Origin of the sequence: Pseudoalteromonas sp. SR43-5 (genome assembly GCF_014163835.1) — a bacterium.
GTDB classification, from domain to species: domain Bacteria; phylum Pseudomonadota; class Gammaproteobacteria; order Enterobacterales; family Alteromonadaceae; genus Pseudoalteromonas; species Pseudoalteromonas distincta.
In genome coordinates, this window is record NZ_JACJEA010000029.1 from 43802 (window position 1) to 56127 (window position 12326).

At 39.4% G+C, this 12326-nt stretch carries 10 protein-coding genes; 5 read left to right on the top strand and 5 right to left on the bottom strand.

Going from position 1 to position 12326, the window contains the following annotated elements; genetic code table 11:
* Positions 1 to 23 precede the first annotated feature (23 nt).
* The 3 genes from secA (at position 24) to H5090_RS16045 (ending at position 4322) form a co-directional block, all read left to right on the top strand.
* Positions 24 to 2732: a preprotein translocase subunit SecA gene (gene secA, locus H5090_RS16035; protein WP_182672761.1), complete on the top strand. Its 2709-nt coding sequence runs from the start codon at positions 24 to 26 to the stop codon at positions 2730 to 2732.
* Positions 2733 to 2800: 68 nt separating this feature from the next.
* Positions 2801 to 3199 (top strand): 8-oxo-dGTP diphosphatase MutT, encoded by a 399-nt coding sequence (mutT, locus tag H5090_RS16040; protein WP_007377262.1) that lies wholly within the window; start codon positions 2801 to 2803, stop codon positions 3197 to 3199.
* Positions 3200 to 3221: 22 nt separating this feature from the next.
* A complete protein-coding gene (locus H5090_RS16045) occupies positions 3222 to 4322 on the top strand; it encodes a phosphotransferase enzyme family protein (RefSeq protein WP_182696200.1) in 1101 nt (366 codons plus the stop codon).
* Between the two features lie 37 nt (positions 4323 to 4359).
* On the opposite strand, the gene H5090_RS16050 is transcribed toward H5090_RS16045, so the two are convergent.
* The 3 genes from H5090_RS16050 to pmbA all read right to left on the bottom strand — a co-directional run bounded on the left by H5090_RS16050 (position 4360) and on the right by pmbA (position 8759).
* Entirely contained in the window at positions 4360 to 6435 is a 2076-nt protein-coding gene (locus tag H5090_RS16050) for a M13 family metallopeptidase (RefSeq protein WP_182696201.1), read from the bottom strand.
* Positions 6436 to 6857: 422 nt separating this feature from the next.
* Positions 6858 to 7337 carry a DUF721 domain-containing protein gene (locus tag H5090_RS16055; RefSeq protein ID WP_002959934.1) on the bottom strand — a complete coding sequence of 160 codons (480 nt, stop codon included), beginning with the start codon at positions 7335 to 7337 and terminating at the stop codon, positions 6858 to 6860.
* Positions 7338 to 7409: 72 nt separating this feature from the next.
* Complete coding sequence (pmbA, locus tag H5090_RS16060) at positions 7410 to 8759, bottom strand: metalloprotease PmbA (protein ID WP_165723708.1); 1350 nt, start codon at positions 8757 to 8759, stop codon at positions 7410 to 7412.
* 144 nt (positions 8760 to 8903) lie between these two features.
* On the opposite strand from pmbA, the gene yjgA reads away from it, so the two are divergent.
* Together yjgA and hemN are read left to right on the top strand one after the other, a co-directional pair.
* Positions 8904 to 9437 (top strand): ribosome biogenesis factor YjgA, encoded by a 534-nt coding sequence (yjgA, locus tag H5090_RS16065; RefSeq protein WP_002959930.1) that lies wholly within the window; start codon positions 8904 to 8906, stop codon positions 9435 to 9437.
* Positions 9438 to 9560: 123 nt separating this feature from the next.
* A complete protein-coding gene (gene hemN, locus H5090_RS16070; protein WP_182696202.1) occupies positions 9561 to 10934 on the top strand; it encodes an oxygen-independent coproporphyrinogen III oxidase in 1374 nt (457 codons plus the stop codon).
* A gap of 76 nt (positions 10935 to 11010) precedes the next feature.
* Here the strand turns inward: hemN and H5090_RS16075 are convergent, their stop codons facing one another.
* Positions 11011 to 11526 carry a DUF2489 domain-containing protein gene (locus H5090_RS16075; RefSeq protein WP_002959926.1) on the bottom strand — a complete coding sequence of 172 codons (516 nt, stop codon included), beginning with the start codon at positions 11524 to 11526 and terminating at the stop codon, positions 11011 to 11013.
* 12 nt (positions 11527 to 11538) lie between these two features.
* Positions 11539 to 12123, bottom strand: a complete 585-nt coding sequence (yihI, locus tag H5090_RS16080) for a Der GTPase-activating protein YihI (protein ID WP_002959924.1) — start codon at positions 12121 to 12123, stop codon at positions 11539 to 11541.
* Positions 12124 to 12326: the final 203 nt, after the last annotated feature.

Here is a 12326-nt window from a genome sequence, read left to right on the forward strand (position 1 = left end):
GAATACATTGTAACGGTTTTATCATGATATCTAATTTATTTACCAAGCTTTTTGGTAGTCGCAATGACCGCACTATTAAAAACTTAAGAAAGACGGTCGCGCTAATCAATGCGCTAGAAACGCAACTTGAAGCGCTTTCTGATGAAGATTTAAGAGCTAAAACAGCTGAGTTTAGAGAACGTTACGATAACGGACAAAGCCTTGACGACATTCTACCAGAGGCTTTTGCTGTGGTACGTGAAGCGTCAAAGCGTGTAAATGGCATGCGTCATTTCGACGTGCAGTTATTAGGTGGTATGGTTTTACATCAAGGTCGCATTGCAGAAATGCGTACCGGTGAAGGTAAAACACTTACAGCTACTCTACCAGCTTATCTAAACGGCTTAACAGGCAAAGGTGTTCACGTAATTACCGTGAATGACTACCTTGCTAAACGTGATGCTGAAACCAACCGTGCGTTATTTGAATTTTTAGGCCTTACAGTAGGCTGTAACGTACCAGGTATGATGCCGCAGCAAAAGAAGCTCGCTTATACTGCCGACATTACATACGGTACTAATAACGAATTTGGTTTTGACTACCTTCGTGACAACATGGCTTTTAGCATTGATGAACGAGTTCAACGTCCATTATTCTATGCTGTAGTCGATGAAGTGGATTCAATCTTAATAGATGAAGCACGTACCCCGCTGATTATTTCAGGCCCAGCTGAGGATAGCTCTGAGCTATACACTGAAATAAACACCATCGTTCCTTTACTTGAGCTTCAAGAAAAAGAAGACGAAGAAGGTATTGAAGGCGATGGCGATTACACGATTGATGAAAAGTCTAAGCAAGTTCATTTAACAGAACGTGGTCAAATTAAAGTAGAAGAGCTACTTACTGAGCGCGGCTTAATTGAAGAAGGCGATTCGCTTTATTCAGCAGCAAGCATTACGCTACTAAGCCATGTTTATGCCGCCCTTCGTGCTCATAAGCTATACCAAAAAGATGTTGATTACGTTGTAAAAGAAAACGAAGTAATTATTATCGATGAGCATACTGGTCGTTCAATGGAAGGTCGTCGTTGGTCAGAAGGTTTACACCAAGCTGTTGAAGCAAAAGAAGGTGTAAAAATTCAAAACGAGAACCAAACACTTGCCTCTATTACGTTCCAAAACTACTTCCGTTTATACGAAACGTTAGCAGGTATGACAGGTACAGCCGATACTGAAGCATTTGAATTTCAGTCAATCTACGGCCTTGATACCGTTGTTATGCCAACTAATAAGCCGATGATTCGTGATGATCGCGCCGATTTAGTTTACCTAACGCAAGAAGAAAAATACGAAGCTATTTTAATTGATATTAAAGACTGCCAAGACCGTGGACAACCGGTGCTTGTTGGTACTATTTCAATTGAAAGCTCTGAGTATTTATCGCAGTTTTTACGCAAAGAAAAAATTAAGCACAATGTACTTAATGCTAAATTTCATGCGCAAGAAGCTGACATCGTTTCAGATGCTGGCCTACCAGGAACAGTAACAATTGCAACAAACATGGCCGGTCGTGGTACCGATATCGTGTTAGGTGGTAACTGGAACAGTGAAGTTGAAAAACTTGAAAACCCAACTGATGAGCAAATTGCTGAAATTAAAGCAGCTTGGAAAATTCGCCATGATGCAGTAATTGATGCCGGCGGTTTACATATCATTGGTACTGAACGTCACGAATCTCGTCGTATAGACAACCAATTACGTGGTCGTTCTGGTCGTCAAGGTGATGCTGGTTCAAGCCGTTTTTACTTATCGATGGACGATGCGCTAATGCGTATATTTGCCGGTGAGCGCATGACTAACATGATGCGTAAATTAGGCATGCAACGCGGTGAAGCAATTGAACATCCATGGGTAAACCGTGCGATTGAAAATGCACAGCGTAAAGTAGAAGCACGTAACTTCGACGTTCGTAAGCAACTACTTGAGTACGATGATGTAGCAAACGATCAACGTCGTGTTGTTTACTCTCAGCGTAACGAACTACTTGAAGAAGGTGATATTTCAGAAACTATTACTGCAATTCGTGGTGACGTACTTAGCAATACAATTGATCAGTACATTGCACCGCAAAGCCTTGCTGAAATGTGGGACATTCCTGGCCTTGAAGAGCGTTTAAAACAAGACTTCTTAATTGAGTTACCTATTACTCAGTGGTTAGCAGATGACAATAAACTATACGAAGAAAAGCTTCGTGAGCGTATTGAGCAGGCGGTTGAGCATTCATACAAGCAAAAAGAAGAGCAAGTTGGCGATTCTGTTTTACGTCAATTCGAAAAAGCGATTATGCTACAGAGTCTTGATCAGCATTGGAAAGATCACCTTGCTGCAATGGATCATTTACGCCAAGGTATTCATTTACGTGGTTACGCGCAAAAGAATCCTAAGCAAGAGTACAAGCGTGAATCGTTTGAGCTGTTCTCCGAAATGCTTGAAAACTTGAAAGTAGATGTTGTAAGCATTCTAAGTAAAGTACAAGTACGCGCAGAAGAAGATGTTGAAAAAGTAGAAGAGCAACACCGTAAAAGTGAAAATGCTCCTCGCGAATACCAACATGAAGAAGCTGAGCACGTAGGTGGCGAAGCGCCAGAAACAGCGACAGTAATGGCTCGTACAGAACCAAAAGTAGGTCGTAATGACCCTTGTCCTTGTAAATCAGGTCAAAAATTCAAACAGTGTTGCGGTAAATTAAAATAACCCAATATTGTCAGTAGCTTATTAAAAAGCGGCGCTAGCGTCGCTTTTTTTTATGGAGTTTTAAAGTAATGACTATAGAAATTGTACATGTAGCTGTTGGTGTTATTAAGAAAAATAACGCTATATTCATTTGTAAACGTGCAGATGAACAACATCAAGGCGGTTTATGGGAATTTCCTGGTGGTAAAGTTGAAGCTGGAGAAAGTGTGTTTGTTGCACTTAAACGCGAGCTTATTGAAGAAGTTGGACTAACCATTCACAGCTCTAGCCAATTGATGGTGATTGAACATGACTACGGCGATAAATGCGTTAAATTAGATGTACACGTAGTAAGTAACTTTAGCGGTGAAGCACATGGCGCTGAAGGGCAACCTAGCGAATGGGTAGCAATTACTGAATTAGAAAATTATGATTTTCCTGAAGCGAATGCTGAAATTATCGAAAAAATAGTTGCCCGATACGCATAAAAAAAGGACATAAGTGAGCACAATGAATATCTCAATACAAAATAAGCTAAGCGAACTGTTAGCACTGCCCCCTGAGTTAACTCAAGTTAGTGCGATTGGTAGCGGTCATATAAATAGTACATGGCTACTTACAAGTATTGATAAACAATTTATTGTGCAAAAACTTAATACTGAGGTATTTAAAAACCCTGCTCAGTTAGTGAGTAATGCAAAACTAATTGAGCAGCATTTAAATGCTAAACAACTGCAAAATAATTACCCTCTTGAAATAATCAAACATATAACTACACAAAACGACGAACACTTAATAAAAATTGATAATGCGTATTATCGCGTCCTTAACTATATTAGCGATAGCTACAGCGAAGACGTTGTTAAAAATACCCAGCAGAGCGAGCAAGCGGCTTACGCCTTTGGCGTATTTGCTCATGCATTACAAGATTTTGATGCGCAACAGCTACACACTGTAATCCCTGATTTTCATAACTTAGCGATGCGCTTTGAGCAATTAAATACCGCAATCACTAACAACGTAGTTAATAGAGTAAAGCACTGCGCTGACGAAATAGAATATTGCTTAACGCAGCAGCATTTAATTACTGAGCTTAGTCAGGTAGCTAAACACATACCGCTTAGAGTGTGTCATAACGATACAAAAATAAATAATATGCTGTTTTGTAATACAACTCACAAAGCAAAAGCAGTTATTGATTTAGACACCTGCATGGCAGGATTTTGGCTTTATGACTTTGGCGACATGGTACGTACATTTTGCTCCCCCGAAGCCGAGGATTCAACAAACTTACACAACGTTGTTATTCGAAAAGATATATTTTCAGCCATTGTAAAAGGCTATGTAACGCCATTAAAAAATAGCATGAGTATACTAGAGCAAGAAAGCTTATTATTAGGCGCTAAAATAATGCCGCTCATGTTAAGTGTGCGCTTTTTAACTGATTACTTAAATAACGATGTGTACTTTAAAGTATCTCATGCAGAGCATAATTTAGAGCGAGCACAAAACCAACTCGCGCTTTATAAAAACATACTGAGTAACGAAGAATGGATGCACGCGTGCTTAGTCGATAAACAAATTCAAGATACAAAAAAACCAGTAAGCTAAAAACTTACTGGTTTTTTTGTTATTGATAGCAATGCAATTACCAGATTTTTACGCGATCTTCTGGTTTGATATACATTTTATCACCTTCTTTTACGTCAAACGCTTCGTAAAACTCAGGCATGTTCGACAAGATACCGATTACACGGTAGTGGCTTGGTGAATGAGGGTCTGTTAATAAACGATTACGTAACTCTTCATCGCGGTAGTTACGACGCCAGATTTGTGACCAACCCATAAAGAAGCGTTGATCGCCTGTGTAACCATCTATCACGGGTGCTTTTTTATCACCTAAAGATAGCATATACGCTTTATGCGCAACGGTTAAACCACCTAAGTCACCAATGTTTTCGCCAAGCGTTAGCTCACCATTAACACTTGCATCTTCAAATGGTTTATATTCGTTATACTGTGCAACTAAAGCCGCTGTACGCTCTTCAAATTGCTTAAGGTCAGTCTCACTCCACCAGTTACGTAAGTTACCGTCACCGTCGTATTTAGCACCTTGGTCGTCAAAACCGTGGCCAAGCTCATGCCCAATTACCGCGCCAATTGCGCCGTAGTTTACAGCATCATCCGCTTCTAAATTAAAGAATGGTGGTTGTAATATAGCGGCTGGAAATACAATTTCATTGTTTACTGGGTTGTAATACGCATTTACCGTTTGCGGAGTCATGTGCCACTCAGAGCGATCAACAGGTTTACCCAATTTAGCAATCATATCTGCGTATGCCCATTCGCTATAACGAATGTAATTACCTACTAGCTCGTCTGAGTTAATCTCTAGCTCTGAGTAATCTTTCCACGTGTCTGGGTAACCAATCTTAGGCGTAAATTTGTCTAATTTTTCTTTCGCTGCAAGTTTTGTTTCAGGGCTCATCCACTCAAGATTTTCGATAGCAACGCCATAACCTTTAATTACGTTATCAACTAACTCCTCCATGCGTGCTTTAGCTTCTGGCGGGAAGTTATCTTTAACGTATACCTTACCTAAAATTTCACCAAGTACACTGTTAGATGCATCAACCGCTTGCTTCCAAAGAGGTGCTTGTTCTTCTACGCCACGAAGTGTTGTGCTGTAAAAGTCAAAGTTAAGGTTAACTAAATCTTCGCTAAGTAGCTCTGCATAACCACTTACAAAATGAAATTTTAAGTAGTTTTTCCACGTCGCTAAATCAGTATCTTTATAAATAGTAGCAAGTGCTTCTAAGTAGCTTGGTTGACGTACAATAATATCACTTGCACTCACACCTGCATCTTTAAAGAATGCAGCTAAATCAAGGTCGCCCATCAACTTGCTTGCGTCTGCTACTGTCATCTTGTTATAAGATTTAGTTGCATCACGGCTTTGCACACGGCTCCACTGAGCATCAGCTAGTGTATTTTCAAATGCAAGTACGCTCTTGGCAGCTTCTGCTGCATTTTTAACGCCTGATTTTGCTAAAACATCTGTGATGTATTGCTCGTAAGAAGCACGAATTTTAGTGAATTTTTCGTCATCATTTAAGTAATAATCACGATCTGGTAAACCAAGACCCGACTGAGATAAATACAATGCATACTCGCTCGAGTTTTTAGCATCGTTATTTACAAACCAACCAAACGGTAAAGTACCGCCTTGTTTTTGAATTTTAGCCATTAAACCCACTAAGTCAGCTTTAGATTTAACGCTATCAATCGTATCTAATGACGGTTGTAATGGCGTAATACCTAGCTCATTACGCGCAGATTGATTCATGTAGCTTTTATAAAATGCGCCAATTTTATACTCATCACTGCCTTTTTTAGCGGCCTTATTCGCGGCTGCGTTTTCAAGGGCAATTTTCATCGCTTTTTGTGACTCATCATATAGCTGCGAAAAAGAACCGTAGTTAGACTTATCACCTGGTATTTCAGTTTTTGCTAACCACTGTCCATTTACATGATAATAAAAATCGTCTTGTGCGCGTACTGAACTATCCATATTCGCTAGTTCAATACCAAGCTCTAGTGGCTTTTCAGCGGGTGCTGTTACTACAGGAGTATCGGTTACTTTAGCTTCTTGTTGTTTTTCACCACAACCTACTAGACCAAGTGCAAGCGCTATGCTCGCAGCGGCCATTGTTACTTTATTCATAATGATTCCGTTTGTTAGTTAGAATTAAATCATACCAATCTGCTTATGTATGGGGTCTAATTAACGTTAAGAAAATTACGCTAGAACTAGGCAAAAGTTTTTGTATCTAGTTGTTCTAAATAAAAAATTTTTAACGACGTTATAGTGCAATTTAATTCGTTAAATTGATCAAAGATTTATGCAGGTTGGTATCACATACCAACTCCATTAAATTCTTGAATATAGCAGGAGTAAAAATAGCACTGCCTGTACGCTTTTACTTAATGGAATGGGTATCAAGGGAGCTTTAAATAATAAAGCACACCACGCAGTATCATAAACCTCATTAGACCAACAATAAAATGGAATATGTAACAAAGTATTTTGAATGCGGTGAGCTGCAAAAATAGCCCTACCAATAACAATATAGTGGGTGGCTAAGGCTAACTTTTATTCTTCCCGTGGAGCGCTAAACGCTCTAGTTTTTCTTTTAATGAAGGGGGGGCAGAAGCCGCAATCGCATTTAAGTAATTAGCGGTTTGCTCACTCATTTTCCGAGAGTTGGTAACTGTAGGGCTACCCGATTTATTCGCGGTACTTAATCGCTGAGTTGCTTGAGGATTTGCAGTTATTTTTATTTGCCCGAGCTCTGCCATTCCAGCTGCTCTAAAGTGTGAAAGCATATCCATTTTTAAATAATTAAGCCTAAGCGCGATAGGCGCAGACACAGCCTCTATCATTAGCGTGCCGTCTCGGTAATTACTAACTCGGCATTTATCACCTAATTTAGGGCCTAAAAAATCTTTTAATAAGGTTTGCTGTGTATCAAGTGCTTGGCTTTTGCCTGCATAAGCCGATAAACGATTATTTAACCCCGCCATAATATCGGTTAGCGGTTTTGGTGCATATCTATCTTTAGCCATTTTACACCTCGTAAAAACTCACTTAGACCCAGAGATAATACTCTGGGTCTAAGTATACACTGCGTATTAATACTACGCGCCGGCTATTTGCATTTGCTCTATTAGTACTGAGCCTGTTTGAATACCACCACGGCGTTCTATATCACCACCAATGGCAGAAATACCTTTAAACATGTCTTTTAAATTACCAGCAATAGTAATTTCACTTACCGGATATTGAATTTCACCATTTTCAACCCAAAAACCTGCAGCACCACGAGAGTAGTCACCCGTTACGGTATTTACGCCCTGCCCCATTAGCTCTGTAACTAATAAGCCAGTACCCATGGTTTTTAATAGTGCAGTTAAATCGTTATGAGTTTGCTCAACGAGCCAGTTATGTATACCGCCAGCATGTCCTGTTGGCATCATGTTCATTTTACGCGCAGCATAACTTGCTAATAAATAAGTTTGTAACTCGCCGCCTTGAATTATTTCTCTATCGAATGTTTTAACACCTTCGCTATCAAACGGTGACGATGCCAACCCTTTTAAAATATGTGGGCGCTCAGCAATATTCACACAATTACTAAATACCTGAGTGCCTAAGCTATCAAGTAAAAAACTTGATTTACGATAAAGCGCGCCACCACCAATTGCCGACACCAAGTGACCAAACAATGAATTTGCAATATCTGCTCTAAAAATAACAGGCACTTTCATTGTGCCTAACTTTTGGCTGTTTAATTTAGCTAAGGTTTCAGCTGCCGCTTCAAGACCCACTGCCGCAGCATCATTTAAACCAGCCTGATCGCGAGCAACTGTATAAGCAGAGTCGCGCTGCATGTGTTCGCCATCTTTACCTATTACCATAGTACTAATACTATGACGAGTGCGCGGAAAACCTGCAATTAAACCGTGGCTGTTACCATAAACACGTAATCCCTGATGCGATGAAAAACTCGCACCATCAGAGTTAACAATACGCTCATCCGCATTTAATGCAGCTTGCTCAGCAGCATGACAAAGCTCAATGCCTTCCTCAGGACTTACATCCCAAGGATGATATAAATCTAAATCTTTAGGATTAAATTCAAGTAACTCTTTATCAGCAACGCCGTTAAATGGATCATCAGATGTAAATTTGGCTATATCAATCGCTTTTTCGACTACCGTGCGCAATGTTTTTGGATTTAAGTCAGCAGTTGACGCCGAGCCTTTATTATTACCAACATATACACTAATGCCTAAGCCGCCGTCTTGGTTGAACTCAATGGTTTCTACTTCACCCATTCGTGTACTAACCGATAAACCAGACGTGCTAGACATCGCAGCTTCTGCAGCTGTAGCGCCTAATTTTTTAGCATGTTCGAGTACTTCTGCTACCGCATCTTTAACTTGCGATATTTGAGAATAAATTGGATCGTTTTGTTGGCTTTTCATAAATTAAGTCCTGAGCCTTAGAGGCATAATGCACGCATTTCTTATATTTAAATGCTAACACACTCAATGCATCACATCAGCTAATATTCCTAAGTATCATATTCATGTATAATGGCAAAAGTTATTTTTATTTAAGAGCACCCCATGGCAAAGAAAAAAGGCAAGCCTGCTGAAATTGAAGAAGAAATTGAATATGTATCAAGAACGGAGCTTAAACGCGAAGCGCAAGAGTTTCATCAGTTAGGTACTGAAATTGCCAAAATGGGTAAAAAACAGCGCGAACGCCTGCCATTAAATGACGATTTAAAAGAAGCGATGGTTGTTGCTGATAAAATAAGTAACAAAAGCGACGCGTACCGCCGCCACTTAAATTACATCGCTAAAACACTGCGTACTGTAGAAAACATTGATGATATTAAAGCGATTATCGATGTGATGCTTAATAAAAATAACCAAGCTGAAGTATTGGTCAAAAAAATTGAGCAATTACGTTCAGATTTAATTGAACAAGGTGATGACCTTATCAATGAGACTATTGAGCAGTTTCCGTCTCTTGATCGTCAACAAATGCGCCAATTAGTTCGTAATGCGGCAAAAGAAGCGAAAGCTGAAAAGCCAGGTAAAGGTTATAAAGAATTATTTCAATACCTTAAAGATGCTCATACTATTACGTATTAATTAGGTCGTATTAAGTTATATTTTATTAAAAAAGGTGCTTCGGCACCTTTTTTGTTATAGATCAAACCGCCTTCCTGAGTACTTTTTTATAATCCCCAATAAATAAATACTTAGGTGTGCGTGATGATTAAACTTCCACAATGGGATGAAACCCTAATAAACAAATATAATGTGTCTGGTCCGCGTTATACCTCTTATCCCACGGCTTTATCACTGCGTGACGGATATCAGCAACAAGACCTACTAAGCGCTATAGAATCGTCAACAAGTCGCTCTCTTTCTTTATATATTCACATCCCGTTTTGTAGTCAGCTTTGCTACTACTGTGGCTGTAATAAAATAATTACCCGTCATCAATCTAAGGCAGATACGTATCTCGACTTTTTAGCAAAAGAAATTACTGCCCAAGCGCCTTTATTTAAAAGCTACACGGTTGAGCAATTGCATTTAGGTGGCGGTACTCCCACCTTTTTAACCGCAAAACAAATGACCCGTTTAATTAAGCTTTTAGAACAGCACTTTAATTTTACACGCACAACAGAGCGCGGTATTGAAATAGACCCACGCTCACTTGCCGATAATATGCTTGTTGATTTAAGAATGCTTGGCTTTAACCGTGTCTCGTTTGGGATTCAAGACTTTAACGACGACGTGCAACTTGCTGTTAATCGCCCGCAAAATGCAGATACCGTTAAGCAATTAATTACACAAGCTCGCGAGCTAGGATTTCAATCTATTAATGCAGATATGATTTACGGGCTACCTCTGCAAACGCCAGAGAGCTTTAAGAAAACTATAGAGCAACTTATTGAGTTAAGCCCTGACAGAGTATCAGTGTTTAACTACGCGCATTTACCAGAGCGCTTTGCTGCACAGCGTAAGATTAAAGATGCAGATTTACCCAGTGCTCATAATAAGCTCACCATGTTTAAAAATACGCTGGAGCAGATGACGCAAGCAGGCTATCAATTTATTGGTATGGACCATTTTGCAAAAACTGATAATGAACTAGCTGTTGCGCAAAATGAAGGCAAGTTACATCGTAACTTTCAAGGTTATACAACCCATGGAAATTGTGATTTATTAGGTTTAGGCGTGTCATCAATTTCACAAGTTGGCACCGCCATTTTACAAGATCAAAAAGAATTAAAACATTATTACCACAACGTAGAAACACAAAGCGGTAGTGCTCTTAATAAAGGAATGCACTTAACACATGATGATGTAATTCGTGCTGATGCAATTAAACAGCTCATTTGCCAATTTGAATTAGATATACAAGACTTTAGTGAAAAACACGCGCTTATATTTAATGACTACTTTGAGGATGCATTAGTAGCGCTGGCGCCACTTATAAAAGATGAACTAGTCACTATAATTGATAATAAAATTAGCGTAACACCAAGCGGGAACTTATTCATTCGTATTATTTGTATGTGCTTCGATGCTCACTTACAAAAACAAATTAACGCAACGCGCTTTTCAAGGGTGATTTAGCCTGAACTCTGGATAATAAATACATCGGCACAAAAAAAGCAGACCTAGGTCTGCTTTTTGTATTTAAGTTGTAGCTTTAATTAAAAACGACTTTATCGCTACCTGGAGCGGCTTTAAACTCGATAATAATTTTAGCGCAATCCGCTTTAACTTCATCTTTAAGTGTTTTTTCAGCTTGCCAGCGAGCCTTATCTAGCTTAAAAATCTCTTTTTTAGAGTATTTTTTACGTGCATCGTGCGTCGGCATTTCTTTAACTACCTGATACATTTTATAAATACCAGGATACTGCGTCGTTAAATCACGCTCGCTTTCAAAGGCATACTGAGACATAAGTACCCAAATACGTAAACAGCCTTCAGAAAACTCACACTGCTCTTCATTCATTGCACGTGCGATTAAATGAATACTATCGGCTAGTTTTGCGTTTCGCTTTAAACGCGACTTTTCAAGCTTTTGCTTTTGTTCAGCCTGCGTTTTAGCAATTAACTTTTTTTGCGCATTTAACTTATACAGCAACTGACCCGCATAAAATGCCAAACCAGCTATGATAGCAGCGCCTAAAAGTAAGGCTAAAATTACCGAGGTACTCATTATTTATCCTTACTATTTGTCGTCTTCATCTAACCATTCGTTGGCTAAATCATCAGATAAGTATTGATCGAAATCAGAATTGCCTTGGCTTTCAAGGTCATCTTCAAACTCGTCTTCGTCCTCATCTTCAATACCAAGAATTTCACATAACGCCTGATGACGGGCAATGCGACTATTAAAGTACTTAGCATCTTTACCTGTTAGCATTTCACCTTTTTCATGACGCTCTACTAATTTAAGTAAACGTTCATCATTCTCAAGTGCTTCTAGCTCTTGTTCAGGTGTAAATTCAGGTTCGATTACTTTTTTCAGCTCAATAGTTGGCTTTAAGTTGCGTTTCATTTCAACTTTAGGCTCTGGCGCGGTTGCGATTAACGGCACAGGCTTTTTACTGCCTACACGCTTATCTTTAGGCGCGTGATTACTATTTTGGCTTTCGCTATCTAGTAAATCTGGCGCATTACGAGAACCGGGCTTTGCGCCTTTGGTTTTTTTAACTCGCTGCTCTTTTAATGCGCGCATTTCTTTAAGCTTATCTTGGCTTAAACGAACAGGTCCGTTTGCTGGGCTTTTGCGTGACTTTTTAGTTCTACTCATATCTTGATCATCTCACTTAAGAGGTTTTGAGCGAAGCGCAAATTAATGGGCATCGCAGTGCTGGCCTAGCCAGAAGAATTCAGTTTGCGCTATAGAGGTTGGGTTTCTCATTTAAAAGCGCCTTAGCTAATTAATCGCTAATTTTAAACGGTGGGTATTGTAACAGGACAAATAAAAAGGCGGTAGAGAAAACATCTCTACCG